A 15,191-nucleotide genomic window follows, 5' to 3' on the forward strand; every position below is an offset into this window, starting at 1 on the left:
GCTCAAGTCCGGCTGACCTTGAAAAGAATCTATATTGTATCATGAATAAAAAGAAAAAAGTATTACTCGCCTTCAGTGGCGGACTCGACACCACCTATTGTGCCATTTGGCTGACTAAAGATCAGGGCTATGACGTCTATACTGCAGCCGTAAACACCGGCGGCTTTGATGAAGCCGAAGAAAAAGTACTGGCTAAAAAAGCCAAAAACCTGGGTATCAAAAACCATGTGATGCTGAATGTGGAAGATGAATTCTACCAAAAAGGCATCAAATATCTGATTTTTGGTAATGTACTTAAGAATCACACCTACCCGCTTTCGGTGAGTGCAGAACGAGTGTTTCAGGCGGTCGCCCTTGCCGAATATGCCAAAGAAATCGGGGCCGATGCCATCGCACACGGAAGTACTGGTGCAGGAAATGATCAGGTTCGTTTTGATCTTATCTTCCAGGTGATGGCTCCTGATATCGAGATCATTACACCCATCCGCGACCAGAAATTGAGCCGTGAAGAAGAGGTGGAATACCTGAAGTCACACGGTGTTGACCAGGAATGGGCAAAGGCAAAATACTCCATCAACAAAGGACTTTGGGGAACTTCGGTGGGAGGAGCAGAAACGCTGACTTCTCATAAAGGGCTACCTGAAGGAGCCTGGCCAACGGAGGTCAATAATCAGGATTCGTTAGAGGTAGAACTCGGTTTTGAACACGGTGAACCAATAATGATTAACGGTGAACGGTTTTCGCCTGTCGAATTGATAAAAAGACTCAACAAACTCGCTTCACCGTACGGAATCGGACGGGATATCCACGTGGGTGATACCATCATCGGTATTAAAGGTCGCGTTGGATTTGAGGCAGCCGCTCCCATGATCATCATCAAAGCCCACCAGCTTTTGGGAAAGCATACGTTGGGGAAATGGCAGCTGTACTGGAAAGATCAGCTTGCCGAATGGTACGGGATGCTGATGCACGAAGGCCAATACCTGGATCCCGTAATGCGAAACATCGAAATATTTCTGGAAGACACACAGAAAACCGTATCCGGTAAGGTATTTGTGAAACTTGAGCCCAAGCGATTTGAGCTGGAAGGCATTGAATCTGAAAATGATTTGATGGGCAGTAAAGCCGGTCAGTATGGGGAAATGAACAACGCCTGGAGCGGCGAAGATGTGAAAGGCTTCACCAAAATTCTGGCTAACTCCATGCTCATTCAACAAAAAGTACAGAACCATGATTAAAGCAGGCATTATAGGCGGAGCCGGATATACGGCCGGAGAGCTGATCCGAATTTTACTCCATCACCCTCAGGCAGAAATAGAAAGCGTAGTGAGCCAAAGTCATAGTGGCAAATTTCTATACGCCGCCCATCCTGATCTGGAAGGAGATACAAATCTGAAATTTGATTCCGAATTATCTCAGCATGCAGATGTGGTTTTCCTTTGCTCGGGACATGGAAAATCCAAAGCAGTTTTTGAAGGAACTACGATTCCAGTAGCAGCCAAAGTTATTGACCTAAGCTCAGACTATCGCATTAAAGGCGAACATGATTTTGTGTACGGGCTGCCTGAGCTGAATCGTGATGTCATCAAGCCGGCCAACTACGTTGCCAATCCCGGTTGTTTTGCAACCTGCATTCAGCTATGCCTGCTCCCTCTGGCAAGCGAGAACTTACTCAACAAGCCGGTTCATGTAACGGCCATCACCGGGAGCACGGGCGCCGGACAAAACCCAACTGATACCACGCATTTCAGCTGGCGAAGCAACAATGCTTCGATTTACAAACCACTGAATCATCAGCATTTAGGGGAGATCAAGCAGAGCTTGGAGCAGCTTCAGCAAGGGTTCAATCAACCTATGCATTTCATTCCAATGCGAGGAGCTTTTACAAGAGGAATTTTAGCTGTTTGCTATACTGAGCTGAGTGAACCGGTTGATAGCATCAAAAAGCTGTATCAGGATTATTATGAGGATCATCCATTTGTGACTATCTCAGATTCCTCCCCAGAAATTAAGCGAGTGGTTGCCACCAACAAAGCCCTCATTCATATTCAAAAGGAAAACGGGCAAGTATTAATTACCGGTGTAATCGACAACTTACTGAAAGGCGCTTCCGGTCAGGCCGTGCAAAACATGAATTTACTATTCGGCTTTAACGAAGCTGCCGGACTTAACCTCAAAGCCACCGCATTCTGATGAACCTGTTTCAAGTATATCCCCTGTTTGATGTGGAGCCGGTGAAGGCGAAAGGCAGCTATGTGTATGATGCCTCCGGGCAAAAATACCTCGATTTCTATGGCGGGCATGCCGTGATTTCCATCGGCCATTCACACCCGCATTATCTGGATCGCATTAGTACACAGCTTAATGATATTGGCTTCTACTCCAACTCCGTGCCCATTGGTATTCAGCAGAAACTGGCAAAAAAGCTGGGGCATCTTTCCGGCTACCAAGACTGGAATTTATTCCTTTGCAATTCCGGTGCCGAGGCTAATGAGAATGCGTTGAAAGTTGCCTCGGCTTACAACGGTCGTAAAAAAGTATTGGCTTTTAAAGGAGCTTTCCATGGTAGAACATCTCTGGCCGTGGCAGTCACGGACAATCCAAACATCGTGTTTCCGGTGAATGAAGGGGCTGAAGTTGTACGATTTGAATTCAATGACTTTGAAGGTGTTGAAGAAGCCCTGCAAAAAGAAGATATCAGCTCCGTCATTATTGAAGGAATTCAGGGAGTGGGAGGGATTGAAAGTCCGTCACCCGAGTTTTTTCACCATCTGCAAAGTCTATGTAAGGCTACCGACACTGTACTTATTCTGGATGAGGTACAGTCTGGCTTTGGCCGTACCGGGAAGTTTTTCGCCCATCAGCTGTTCGGGGTTGAACCGGATATAATTTCTATGGCCAAAGGCATGGGGAATGGGTTTCCAGTTGGTGGCGTAATGATTCACCCTAAATTTGAGGCATCGTTCGGAATGCTGGGTACCACTTTTGGTGGAAATCACCTGGCTTCTGCAGCCTCTCTTGCCGTTTTAGAAGTGCTGGAGCAAGAGCAGCTGATGAAAAATGCTGAACAACTTGGCACTTACCTGAAACAGGAATTAGCAAAGCTTCCCAAAGTTCAGGATGTACGCGGATTCGGGCTGATGATTGGAGTTGAGTTTGATCAACCGGTTGCTGAATGGCGAAAACAGTTACTATACAAGCACCACATCTTCACCGGTTCTTCATCAAATAAAAATGTACTTCGGTTGCTCCCCCCGCTAAGTATTGGACAAGAAGAATGCCATGAATTAATCAAAGCTTTGAAGGAGGTTCTGAAATGAAATCATTCCTGTCTATTAACGATGTAGAAATCCTTTCGGCACTTGTTAAAGACGCTCTGGAAATCAAGAAGAATCCACATGTGTACAAGGAGCTCGGCCGAAATAAATCCATGTGCCTCATTTTTCTGAATCCAAGTCTCAGAACCCGGCTCAGTTCTCAAAAGGCAGCCTTTAACCTTGGGCTGCAAACGGCTGTGCTGGATGTGGGAAGTCAGGGCTGGCAGCTGGAATTTGCGGATGGGGTCAAAATGGACTCCGACAAAGCCGAACACATTAAGGAAGCTGCCGCTGTAATAGGTTCCTACTTTGATGTGGTGGCCATTCGTGCCTTTGGCAAGCTGGAAAACCGCGATGAAGATTACAGCGAACAGGTGATCGAATCCTTCAAAAAATTCTGTCCTGCCCCGATTATAAATATGGAATCGGGAACCGGCCATCCGCTTCAGGCACTTGCCGATCTTATCACCATAGAAGAACATAAAATTGTGGGTAAGCCTAAAGTAGTTCTCACCTGGGCACCTCACCCAAAAGCCCTGCCACAAGCCGTGGCTAATTCATTCTCGCGATGGATGCAGGCCGCTGATTTTGATCTGACGATCACTCACCCCGAAGGCTACGAGCTGGCGGATGAAGCTGTTGGAGATGCCAAAGTGGAGTATGATCAGTCTAAAGCTTTTGAAGAGGCTGATTTCGTCTATGCCAAAAACTGGAGTAGTTATACGCACTATGGCAAAGTTTTATCTAAAGATTCGGGCTGGATGGTAACAAATGACAAAATGAAACTTACCAACAACGCCCGTTTTATGCATTGCCTGCCTGTCCGTCGGAATGTTGTGGTGGAAGACATCGTAATTGACAGCGATAGCAGCCTGGTTATTCCTCAAGCCACCAATCGCATTTATTCGATGCAGACCGTTCTGAAACACATTTTGGAGGAGCTGAAATGAAATCCCTGAAAATAATAAAGATTGGCGGCAAGGTGATCGATGACGAACAAAAGCTGGATCACTTCCTGAAAGAGTTTGCTTCCATCAAGGAACCAAAAGTCTTGATTCACGGAGGAGGTTCCATAGCCTCCAATATGAGTGAACGGCTGGGCATCAAACCGAACATGATTGACGGCCGCCGCATTACCGATGCGGAAACACTGGAGGTGATCACTATGGTGTATGGGGGGCTGGTTAACAAAAAGATAGTGGCTAAGCTGCAATCACTGGGAATCAACGCAGTAGGTTTGACCGGGGCTGACCTGAATATCATCCCCGCAAAAAAACGTAATCCTGAGCCGGTAGATTTTGGGTGGGTCGGTGAGGTGGAAACTGTAAACACATCATGGCTTTCTCAATTTCTCGATAGCGGAGTGGTTCCGGTTTTGGCTCCACTCACACACGACCAACAAGGCCAGATGCTAAACACCAATGCCGACACTATTGCATCTGCTGTGGCTACTGCACTGGGCGGAGAGTTTGAAACAGAACTCCTATTTTGCTTCGAACAATCCGGTGTGATGAATAACGGAAAACTGATCACTGAGATGAACCTGCTGCTTTATAGATATCTGAAAGACGGGGGCGTTATTACAGACGGCATGATTCCTAAGTTGGATTTGGGCTTCTCTGCCCTTATAAAGGGAGTACAAGTTAGCATCCGCAGCTTTGAGGATGTGGCCAAGTTGGAATCAGGAACCAAATTAGTTAGATGAATGGAACACGGATGATACTGATTGAGAAGTTATTCATGGATATTGGCAAACTTTTATTTCATGAGTCCTCCTCCTTGCGAAGGAGGAGACAGAGGAGGTCGAAATGCTTGAGTTAACTTCTTTTGTCATAATCGATATACACAGGATTATTTGAACACAGGTGACACTGATTAATCCGATAATCACTGATATTAATATGGATATTTTTCATCAGTTCCTCCAAATAAAGAATCAAAATGAGTGACATAAATCAACTTACTGAACAAGCTTTTGAGCTCCTGAAAAAACTGATTTCAATTCAGTCTTACAGTGGCGAAGAGGATAAGACTGCAGATGTGCTTTCCGGAGTTTTGAAGGAATATGGATTCGAACCACAACGAAAAGTGAATAACGTTTGGGCATTTTCCGGAAAGATTGATCCTCAAAAGCCTACCATTTTGCTGAACTCGCATCATGATACGGTGAAGGCTACCTCAAAATGGACTAAAGATCCTTTTACTCCCACCCTGAAAGATGCCAAGCTCTACGGATTGGGAAGCAACGATGCCGGCGGACCTTTGGTGAGTTTGCTGGCAACCTTTGTTTTTCTCTCACAAAAAGAGCAGCCCTACAATTTAGTTTTCCTGGCCTCCGCTGAGGAGGAAACTTCCGGGAGGAACGGTGTCCCCATTGTACTACCAGAACTGCCAAATATAGATTTCGCCATAGTTGGTGAACCAACTTCCATGAACCTTGCCATTGCCGAGCGTGGCCTTATCGTCCTTGATTGTGTAAGCCATGGCCAAAGCGGACATGCCGCTCGTAACGAAGGTGAGAACGCCCTGTATAAAGCCATGGATGATATCAACTGGTTTCGTTCTTATCAGTTCGAAAAAACATCCGATGTCTTGGGTCCTGTTAACATGACCATAACGATGATTGAGGCCGGAAGTCAGCATAACGTGGTGCCGGATGAATGCCGCTTTGTAGTGGATGTTCGTCCCAATGAATTTTACTCTAATGATGAAGTAGTACGACTCATTCGGGAACACGTGGAATGCGAAGTAAATCCCCGGTCTGCAAACCTGAATGCTTCGGGTATCAGTGCCGATCATCCCATAATCAAAAGAGCCGAATTATCAGGCATAAATATGTACGGATCCATGACCATGTCAGACCAGGTTCACATGCCTTTTGACAGTGTGAAAATAGGTCCCGGAGATACCCGTCGTTCTCATACAGCAGATGAATATATTGAGCTGGATGAAATCAGAAATGGAATCAAAACGTACATCACACTTTTAGATCAATGGGAAGTAAAGTAGTCTTATTTACAATGAAGATTATTAAATCGACTTAGGTGATGTCTAAACAAGGAAAATGTTTTTGCATATTAACATATTTAAGCTAAATCATATTTACGCTGAACAATAAAAACGGAAAAATGTCTGACAAAAAACTTTGGGAAAAGGGAATTCAAACCGATGCGTTCATTGAAAAATTTACGGTGGGCAAAGACCGGGATCTGGACCTCCAATTAGCGAAGTATGATGTACAGGGAACCCTCGCTCACATCACCATGCTGGAGTCGGTGGGACTGCTGGAAAAAGATGAACTGAACATCCTGAGAAACGAACTGAATCGGATTCTGGATGAAGTGATCGAACCCGGAAATTTTGAGATTGAAGATGGCGTGGAAGATGTTCATTCACAAATCGAACTCATGCTGACCCGTGAGCTTGGAGACGTGGGTAAGAAAGTACATTCCGGACGTTCCCGAAATGATCAGGTGCTGGTGGATATCCGGTTGTACCTTCGTGATCAAATCAAGGAGGTTGCTCAGCTTTCCAAGAAGCTATTTGAGACCCTGATGAATCAGAGCGAAGATACTAAAGAAGTGTTGCTTCCCGGTTATACTCACACTCAGGCTGCCATGCCATCCAGCTTTGGAATGTGGTTTGGTGCCTATGCCGAAAGCCTGGTAGATGATTTGACCCTGCTGGAGTCGGTTTATCATATCATCAACAGAAATCCGCTGGGGTCGGCGGCGGGCTACGGCTCTTCCTTTCCTCTTGACCGAAGCATGACGGCCGAACTTCTTGGGTTTGAGGGGTTGAATGTAAACTCCGTTTATGCACAAATGGGCCGGGGTAAAACAGAACAAACCCTGTCTTTTGCCATGGCCGGACTTGCCGGAACGCTCAATAAATTGGCCGCTGATGTATGCCTCTACAACAGCCAGAATTTTCAATTCCTGAAGCTGCCTGATGAACTCACCACCGGTTCCAGCATCATGCCGCATAAAAAAAACCCGGATGTGTTTGAGCTGATCCGCGCCAAAACGAATGCGCTGAAAGCACTGCCCAATCAAATGATGATGGCCACCACGAACCTGACCTCCGGTTATCATCGCGATTTCCAGATACTGAAGGAGCTGTTATTTCCAGCTATCGAAGAACTGAAAAGCTGTTTATTCATCACCGAATATGCGGCTGCACAGATGGAAGTAAATCAGGACATTCTCGATGACCCGAAATATAAACTGATTTTTTCAGTGGAAGCGGTAAACGAACTTGTTAAAAAAGGAGTGCCATTCCGGGATGCCTATCAACAAGTAGCCCAACAGATTGAAGATGGAAGTTTTGAACCACCAACGGAGCTCAATCACACCCATGAAGGGAGCATCGGGAATTTGGGGAATGAGGAGATCAGGGAAAGATTTAATAGTATTGAGATTTAAGATAAAAGATTTAAGACTCGCCTTATCACTGGCATTTTGTCTTATGTCTTAAATCTAACATCTTTAATCTATCATGAACCAACTCTACTTCATTGCACTCATACCGCCAAGTCCTTTGCAGGATGAAATTCAGGAGCTGAAGCTGGAAGTGAAAGAGAAATTCGAAAGCTCGCATTCCCTGAATGCTCCTCCTCATATCACACTTTTAAGTCCGTTTCGGCTTGAAGATCAAAACGAAGTCAAACTGAGTTCTTTGATCGAAGATTTTACTAAGTCGGCTACTCCTTTCGAGGTTCAGCTCCGGGATTTTTCCACCTTCCCTCCGCGAGTCATTTTCATTGATGTTGAAAAAACGCCTGCCCTCATGAATATGCAGGAACAATTGGAAGAGCTGGCCCGCTCAAACCCTGACCTGTTCAACTATAATTACGATAAACGTCCTTACCACCCGCACCTCACCTTAGCCTTCAAAGACCTCACCAAAAAGAATTTCTACAAGGCCTGGAAAGAATTTGAAAACCGGGATTTTGATGGTTCTTTTACCGCTGATACACTTCACCTGCTCCGGCATGATGGAGTCCGGTGGCAGGTTCAGAGTTCACATCCCATTCCATAACAGCATCGTTAATTTATTTTTGGTTTTCGCTTATCAGATTCCTCGAAACGCATGTTCTGCCTCTCTTGTTTGGAAACTCCAATTGAAAAATCATTCATCAAAAAGAGACTATGAGCGAAAAAATGAACGCTGCTTTTATAGAAGAATATGGAGAGCTAACTAATGTAACTACAGGAGAACTACCCAAACCTGAAGCAGGTGAGGGGGAAGTGCTGATCCGGGTTAAGTCGGCCGGGGTAAATCCCGTGGATGCCGCCGTCGTTAAAGGGATGCTTAAAGATGCCATCCCCGGTGAATTTCCTCTCGTGCCCGGATGGGATGTGGCCGGAGTGGTGGAAGAAACCGGTCATTCCGTGAGCAGGTTCAGCGAAGGAGATGAAGTATATGCCTATGCCCGCCGACCGAAAATTAAGCACGGTACTTTTGCTGAATACATAAGCCTGCCTGAGTCCTACCTTGCTGAACGACCGACAAATATTTCTATGGAGGAATCCGGAGGAATTCCATTAGTTGGACTCACGGCCTATCAATCCATTTTTGATTTCGGGAAACTGAAAGAAGGGCAAACCCTGCTCATTTTAGGAGCTTCCGGCGGAGTGGGAACTCTGGCTATTCAGCTGGCAAAATCGGTAGGTGCACAAGTGATTGGAGTAGCCAGCGAATCCAACCACGAGTATATGAAAGAGCTCGGTGCCGACATCACCATTGATTATAACGACAACCACGTTGGCGAAGCCGTGAAAGAAGTCCAACCCGATGGAGTAGATTTGATTTTCCATTGCTCACGGGGCGACTCCTTCAGTCAGGTCATGGAAACCGGTGTTCTGAAAGAGGATGGAAAAGTAGCTTCCATCACCAAAAGCAATCCTGATATCGATGATGATATAGATTTCAGATATGTATTTGTGGAACCCAATGCAGAACAACTGGAGCATATCACTGTGCTTGCTGACAGCGGTAAAATTACCGTTCCGGTCACTGAGACTTTTGCTTTAGACGAAGCTGGTGAAGCACTTCAAAAAATTGAGTCGCTGCATACACGAGGCAAGTTGATAATTACACCCTGATTGAGTTTCCTTATAAAGAACTACAACCCCGACTTGGTCAATCAAGCCGGGGTTTTTTGTGGGTTAAATAAAAAAGCCCGGTGATATTGCCGGGCTTTAAAATTGTCAATTGTGATTTATTTTACTGTAAATGCGCCGGAGGAGACGTTGCTTCCACGGCTGTAAAAGTTTCTATAATCTTATAGGTGTGTTCAGCTTCTTTAGGCACCAGATAAGAATTGCCTTCCGTCAGCTCAATCACTTTATCATTCAGATGAAGTTCGGCTTTTCCTTTAAGTACATAACCCACCGTTTCATAAGAATTAGTGTGAAGTTCTTTGTCAGCACCCGGCTCCTCATCTCTCCATACTCTGAGTCCTACATCTTCGCCGGATGCCAGAATTTCTTTCACGTCCCCGGCTTCATTTAATTTACCCTCTGCTACTTCTTCGGCTGTCATTGTTTCAATACTCATAATAAATAGCGTCTTTTTTTGATTGATTAGTCTTAATTCATCAAAAGCTACAACAGATGAGCAGATTATAGGGTTTCATTGGATTTAAGCTCAACCTTGTTTAGTTGAAGATGCAGGTTCTTTTATGGAATGAAGAAGAGATTAATTTTTGCAAACAAAAATACAGATACCCCCCCCCGGTGTTAATTGGCATATTATATATAAGACGAACGAATGTTTACGATGCCGGTGTTTGAGTGCTCATTAATTACCATCTATCTTTTTTAAGAAACCGGAGCCTTTTGACCCATCCCATTTTATTTCTTTCCGTAGCCATAGCCGGATTTTTTCTGATCTATGGCATACAATGCTTTCGCTCCCCTTTTATGAAGGAAGAATTTATTCGCTATGGAATGGGCGATGGTTTACGAAAACTCACCGGAGCGGCTCAGCTGACCGGAGCCGTGGGCTTGCTTGCTGGATTATATTTCCCCCTCGCAGGTTTTCTCGCTGCTTCAGGCCTGGCGTTTATGATGCTTGTAGCCTTCGGCACCCGCATAAAAGTCCGGGATTCACTGAACCAGACCTTACCTTCATTTTTCTTCATGATGGTAAACGCGTATCTCGCCTACCGGTATCTGCTTTTGCTTCCCTGAACTTTATACAAAAGCGACAACCAGCGACAAAACCAGAAAGGTAAAAGCCGGGAAGGATTTTTTTAACGGATCTTTAACTTTTATGTGCATACTCACTGCACCCAGCATCAACACGGCAATGCCGTAAGCGGAATAGGTTTCTAATTCCGGATAGCCGGTAAACCAAATGGAAGCCAGAAGCCCCAATGCAAACAGAATTTTCAGTCCGCCTACAGCCCACATAAACCAAACCGGTAAGCCATACGCTTTGAATTCTTCTTCGAGGCTACCCGCATCTCCGCCCCGCCATTGCGTTTCTTTTCCGGATCGTAATAACCAGACGTTCAGGATACTCAGCCCAACTATCAGTTTTATGGCTATGATTAGATATTCCATGATTTCTTACCTTTTTTCTTATTGAGGATGTGTGCCGTAATCTAATTAAACTTTCAGCAATACAATCATAAGCCGTACTACCCTCTTATAATTCCACTGTTTGGGCTTTACCGGCAAAATGTCCAAAACCGGCTTTTATCACTAAAACCACTAAAAGAAACCCCAGGGGAACATTCCAGCTGCCGGTAAGATCATAAAGAGCCCCGATTAAAATAGGTCCAGCCGCCGCCAGAATATACCCGGCTGATTGAGCCATTCCACTTAATTCGGTTGCTCCCTGCGTGTCGTGCGAGCGAAGTACGATAAATAACAGAGCCAACCCAAAAGAGCCTCCGAGAGCAAATCCCAATAAAGACACCCAGACAGCTACTCCAAACGTGCCAGTTACCATAATTGCAATCAAGCTCAGTCCTTCCATTGCAATTAATCCCCATACAATAGTCCGCTGATCTGCTCTTTTGCCTGCTAAATAAGGGATGAGTAGTGTCCCCAGCACGCCCATTCCCTGAGAAAGAGATAACATCCATCCGGAATAGGATTCCGTTAGGCCTCTACTCTGCAGGATATCAGGCAGCCAGGCCAGGATCACGTAGAAAGCGAGCGACTGCAACCCCATAAACACAGCAACTTGCCAGGCCTTGGCCGAAGCTCCCAAACTTTTCATAGCCTTCCGAAAACTCTTCAGGCGATCACTTTTGGTGTTGTATTTCAATTGTGGAATCCAAACCAATAATGCGATCAAGGCTGGTACGGCCCAAATGGCCAGCGTCCACCTCCACCCAAGTTCAAGTCCGTCTGAAAGCGGGACGCTTAAGCCTGCCGCCAACGAAGCCCCGATGCCCATCATGCTGGAATACAAGCTGGTTAATGAGCCTGATTTATCCGGAAAATCACGTTTAACTAACGTAGGGAGCAGTACATTTCCCAGTGCAATCGCGATACCCAGTAAGAGGGTTCCGCCAAATCGGGCGACCGGAGAATGAACAAGCCGGACTAAGATGCCTGCCGAAAGCAGTAGCAACGCACCAAATAAAGTTTTTTCTATCCCAAAGCGCCGGGTAAACAAGGTTGTAAGCATTGAGATCACACCAAATGCGATCAAGGGAAGCGTTGTGAGTAAACCCAGCAAGGAATTGGAAAGACCCGTGCTTTCTCGTATTTCAGCAATCAAAGGCCCTACGGATGCAAGGGCCGGTCTCAGGTTCAGGGCAATCAGTAAAATTCCGGCAATTAATAAACCTGTTTGCCATCGGTTTCTATGGGAACCGTCCTTTTCAATGGGTGGCATATTCTTTTATCCCTCAGAAAAGAATTTGAAGTCATTTATCAAAATAGGCGATTTTTTTTCGTGATTTTAATCATGTTTGACGTTCAACACTTGACAACCCACTTTCGATCAGTTGTAATATAAATAACAGGACTTCATTCCTCTTAAGGTATGATATTGAAGAGGCCAGCGTTTCACAGATCCTCTTTTTTTAATAAGAAAGTCTACCGTATGACATCTAAGACCGGAATAACAAAAGGAGTGGGAGTAGCCAAAACAAAAAAGCCCGACACATATTAACCTGCATCGGGCTTTACTTGATGTGGGACCGGGCGGATTTGAACCGCCGACACACGGATTTTCAGACAAAAGACAAGCCCTTATCCCAACAAATCCCACTGGCACTCACAAGTCCCCATATAATCCTATAATTTGTTGCAATACAAGGACTTATAGATGAATATTTCATTGGATTTTATTCCCTTTTATTACTACTATTTCCCATCGAAGCCAATAACTCGAGTACCCAAATCGTACCCAAATTTGAAAATGTAGTGTTATGCCGAAGATCAAATTAGAACACCAAACCATCTTAGCTATGAAAGCTAAGGATAAGCCTGTTGAATACTTTGACACAGAAGAAACAGGTTTAATACTTAGGCTTTCAGTTGCCGGAACCAAAACATTTGCATACCGATACCAGATCGGTGAAAAGAAAAAAAGAAGAATTACTCTCGGAACCTTTCCTGGTCTTGGATTATCAGACGCCAGAAAAAAAGTCCAGAAATTAAAGGTTCAAATAAATGACGGGCTTGACCCACAGGCGGAAAAAGAAGAAAAGAAGCACCAAAGAGCTATCGAGCCAAAAACAATTAAGCAGGTTATCGATACTTATATAGAGAAACACCTCCCAACCTTAAAGCCCACTACTCAAAAAGACTATAAATACCGGGTAAAGCATTTCATTAAGGGGGAAGGTTCTAAAAAGACAAAACAAAGAGGATTTGCATCAAGTCGTCCCGTTAAGTCGATAAAAAGATATGAGGTCTTAGAGTATTTTGACGACGTTGCTAAAACTTCACCGGTACAAGCTCAACGGTTACAGGCAATTCTAAGTGGTATTTTTAAGTTTGCAAAAGACAGGGGCTGGGTTGATGTGAACGTTGCAAATGAAATTAGAATCAAAAATAAGCGAACTAAGGAAGAAGGAAAGTGGCAAAATGTAGAGTTTGATGATGATCAGATAAAGAAACTTTGGAATGCTTTTGACGAACATCCTGATCCGGTAAGTTCCTTGTTTAAAATGCTAATGCTGCTTGGGCAAAGATCAGGCGAAACCCGCAAAATGAAATGGGATGACATTGACTTTGAAAATAAAATATGGGCAATCCCCGCAAGTGATACTAAAAACAAAGAAGAGCATTACGTACCACTACCCGATACTGCGATGGCTATCCTCAATAAACTTAGGTCAGGAAATCAAAATAAATATGTTTTTGCAAGTCCTGTTAAAGAAAATGAACCAGTAGGCTCAGCTCAGAAAACAGCAGAACGGCTAAAGAAAACATATGGGGTGACTGATTTTAACATCCACTCAATGCGAACAACAGTCGCAACACGACTTGCCGGATTAGGAACCCCACCACAAGTCTTATCAAAAATTTTGAATCATAAGCGACCAGGTGAAGGAAGCTTTATTACTCAAATTTATAATAAATACGATTACGAGAAAGAAAAACGAGAAGCCCTGAATAAGTGGAATGGTGAGCTAAACCGGATTGTGAACGAAAAAGATAAGCAGAAAGAAAAGTCGCCCCCTGCTAAATCAAACACCGGGTATAGCAATGTTAGTTTTTCGTACTCTATGACTACTTGAGGTATGACATATGAGTGGTAATTTTAGACATGACAACTTCGAGGATTTCCTAATCTGGATGATAGAGTTATCCTCTGTTTCTAACATGAAGAAGTGTGTCTCAGACTTCGAAAACATGCATTTGGACGAGCAGAAACTCGGCCCTACAGGAGAAGTGTATAAAGTTGAAAATAAACCGGGATGCTTAATTGCTGAAATGCATCCCTCTAAAAACAAGAGCGAAAAGATTGAACTTAGTTTTGATCAGGACATCTATAGTGACTTAAAGTATCATCAGAAGAATACTTTCAGCAGCTTCATTGAAAGTAATGATGACAGATCACTTCTCATCATTCTAAAGCATCGTATCGATCAGTTAAAGGACTCCCTTGGTCGCATATCGAATCAAGATTACTATTCGCATTTTCCCAATTATTTAAGAGTATTAAAAAACCTACATCATCTTCTATTAAGAGCATATGAGGAGAGAAAGTCATCCGCACCTAAAGATATTAACTTTTCTCACGTAAATGATAAGGTGATACCAAAGACAAAACAATTAACCGGCGCTTCACTTAAAAACCGTAAGGCTTATGAAAAAAGATATGCTGAAGTTTGGCCCAAAGTTGTAAGAGCGGTAAATGATATCATTGGAGTAGAACCATTGAATAATTTCCTAAAGAAGAACGGTAAAGCAAAACCTATCCTATATAATAATGTGCTTAAAAAAGTGCCTGATTTAAGCAAATCCACAGCAATAAGATGGCTAAATAATGGAATTGAAAGTGGTGATTTAGAATCCGATTTAAAGAAAATTACCACTGATTAACCACAGCTTTCCACAGTAATTCCATAGCTTTTCCCCTCCTTAGTATACAGTCTATGGTAAATTAAAACAGTGTATTACGGGATTTTATAGCAACTCATTACGATCTTTGGGATAACATTAACATTCAACAAACCCAAGATTGTCATGAGCAATATTGATCTGTTAACCCCAAATCAAGTCATCACAAGACTCAATATCCCAAGTTCGACTTTATATCGCTGGATTAGTGAAGGAAAGTTTCCCCGTCCAATCAAACTTGGTGATAGGAAGACTGCCTTCAGAGAAAAGGACATTCAAGAATGGATTGAATCAAAAAATGAAACAGATTCAAAAACTGCAATTCAATGATGGA

At 43.9% G+C, this 15,191-nt stretch carries 16 protein-coding genes; 13 read left to right on the forward strand and 3 right to left on the reverse strand.

Annotated features, from left to right (window positions below; translation table 11 throughout):
• The first annotated feature begins 41 nt into the window (after positions 1-41).
• The 9 genes from argG (at position 42) to ABFW99_RS02940 (ending at position 9,424) form a co-directional block, all read left to right on the forward strand.
• Positions 42-1,238, forward strand: a complete 1,197-nt coding sequence (gene argG, locus ABFW99_RS02900) for an argininosuccinate synthase (RefSeq protein WP_349353962.1) — start codon at positions 42-44, stop codon at positions 1,236-1,238.
• The gene (gene argC, locus ABFW99_RS02905) at positions 1,231-2,193 is read left to right on the forward strand and encodes an N-acetyl-gamma-glutamyl-phosphate reductase (protein ID WP_349353961.1); all 963 of its coding nucleotides are present in this window, start codon (positions 1,231-1,233) and stop codon (positions 2,191-2,193) included. The genes argG and argC overlap by 8 nt, the downstream gene beginning before the upstream one ends.
• Complete coding sequence (locus tag ABFW99_RS02910) at positions 2,193-3,320, forward strand: aspartate aminotransferase family protein (RefSeq protein ID WP_349353960.1); 1,128 nt, start codon at positions 2,193-2,195, stop codon at positions 3,318-3,320. The genes argC and ABFW99_RS02910 overlap by 1 nt, the downstream gene beginning before the upstream one ends.
• A complete protein-coding gene (locus tag ABFW99_RS02915; RefSeq protein ID WP_349353959.1) occupies positions 3,317-4,267 on the forward strand; it encodes an N-acetylornithine carbamoyltransferase in 951 nt (316 codons plus the stop codon). The genes ABFW99_RS02910 and ABFW99_RS02915 overlap by 4 nt, the downstream gene beginning before the upstream one ends.
• Positions 4,264-5,022, forward strand: coding sequence for an acetylglutamate kinase (gene argB / locus ABFW99_RS02920; RefSeq protein ID WP_349353958.1), 759 nt, complete (start codon positions 4,264-4,266; stop codon positions 5,020-5,022). The genes ABFW99_RS02915 and argB overlap by 4 nt, the downstream gene beginning before the upstream one ends.
• A gap of 236 nt (positions 5,023-5,258) precedes the next feature.
• Positions 5,259-6,326: a M20 family metallo-hydrolase gene (locus ABFW99_RS02925; RefSeq protein WP_349353957.1), complete on the forward strand. Its 1,068-nt coding sequence runs from the start codon at positions 5,259-5,261 to the stop codon at positions 6,324-6,326.
• A 119-nt stretch (positions 6,327-6,445) separates the two neighbouring features.
• Complete coding sequence (argH, locus tag ABFW99_RS02930; RefSeq protein WP_349353956.1) at positions 6,446-7,741, forward strand: argininosuccinate lyase; 1,296 nt, start codon at positions 6,446-6,448, stop codon at positions 7,739-7,741.
• A 73-nt stretch (positions 7,742-7,814) separates the two neighbouring features.
• Positions 7,815-8,357 carry a 2'-5' RNA ligase family protein gene (locus ABFW99_RS02935; protein WP_349353955.1) on the forward strand — a complete coding sequence of 181 codons (543 nt, stop codon included), beginning with the start codon at positions 7,815-7,817 and terminating at the stop codon, positions 8,355-8,357.
• Positions 8,358-8,467: 110 nt separating this feature from the next.
• Positions 8,468-9,424: an NADP-dependent oxidoreductase gene (locus ABFW99_RS02940; RefSeq protein WP_349353954.1), complete on the forward strand. Its 957-nt coding sequence runs from the start codon at positions 8,468-8,470 to the stop codon at positions 9,422-9,424.
• A gap of 121 nt (positions 9,425-9,545) precedes the next feature.
• On the opposite strand, the gene ABFW99_RS02945 is transcribed toward ABFW99_RS02940, so the two are convergent.
• Positions 9,546-9,878, reverse strand: a complete 333-nt coding sequence (locus ABFW99_RS02945; RefSeq protein WP_349353953.1) for a cupin domain-containing protein — start codon at positions 9,876-9,878, stop codon at positions 9,546-9,548.
• Between the two features lie 281 nt (positions 9,879-10,159).
• Here ABFW99_RS02945 and ABFW99_RS02950 point away from each other — a divergent pair, with 281 nt between their 5' ends.
• The gene (locus ABFW99_RS02950; protein WP_349353952.1) at positions 10,160-10,513 is read left to right on the forward strand and encodes a DoxX family protein; all 354 of its coding nucleotides are present in this window, start codon (positions 10,160-10,162) and stop codon (positions 10,511-10,513) included.
• A gap of 3 nt (positions 10,514-10,516) precedes the next feature.
• Here the strand turns inward: ABFW99_RS02950 and ABFW99_RS02955 are convergent, their stop codons facing one another.
• On the reverse strand, positions 10,517-10,888 hold the full coding sequence (locus ABFW99_RS02955; protein WP_349353951.1) for a DoxX family protein: 372 nt from the start codon (positions 10,886-10,888) through the stop codon (positions 10,517-10,519).
• Positions 10,889-10,973: 85 nt separating this feature from the next.
• Positions 10,974-12,176, reverse strand: coding sequence for a CynX/NimT family MFS transporter (locus ABFW99_RS02960; protein WP_440707417.1), 1,203 nt, complete (start codon positions 12,174-12,176; stop codon positions 10,974-10,976).
• Positions 12,177-12,714: 538 nt separating this feature from the next.
• On the opposite strand from ABFW99_RS02960, the gene ABFW99_RS02965 reads away from it, so the two are divergent.
• The 3 genes from ABFW99_RS02965 (at position 12,715) to ABFW99_RS02975 (ending at position 15,187) form a co-directional block, all read left to right on the forward strand.
• Positions 12,715-14,031: a tyrosine-type recombinase/integrase gene (locus ABFW99_RS02965; protein WP_349353949.1), complete on the forward strand. Its 1,317-nt coding sequence runs from the start codon at positions 12,715-12,717 to the stop codon at positions 14,029-14,031.
• 121 nt (positions 14,032-14,152) lie between these two features.
• A complete protein-coding gene (locus tag ABFW99_RS02970; RefSeq protein WP_349353948.1) occupies positions 14,153-14,839 on the forward strand; it encodes a hypothetical protein in 687 nt (228 codons plus the stop codon).
• A gap of 144 nt (positions 14,840-14,983) precedes the next feature.
• The gene (locus ABFW99_RS02975) at positions 14,984-15,187 is read left to right on the forward strand and encodes a helix-turn-helix transcriptional regulator (protein ID WP_349353947.1); all 204 of its coding nucleotides are present in this window, start codon (positions 14,984-14,986) and stop codon (positions 15,185-15,187) included.
• Positions 15,188-15,191 lie beyond the last annotated feature (4 nt).

Origin of the sequence: Gracilimonas sp. BCB1 (assembly GCF_040117685.2) — a bacterium.
Lineage (GTDB): Bacteria > Bacteroidota > Rhodothermia > Balneolales > Balneolaceae > Gracilimonas.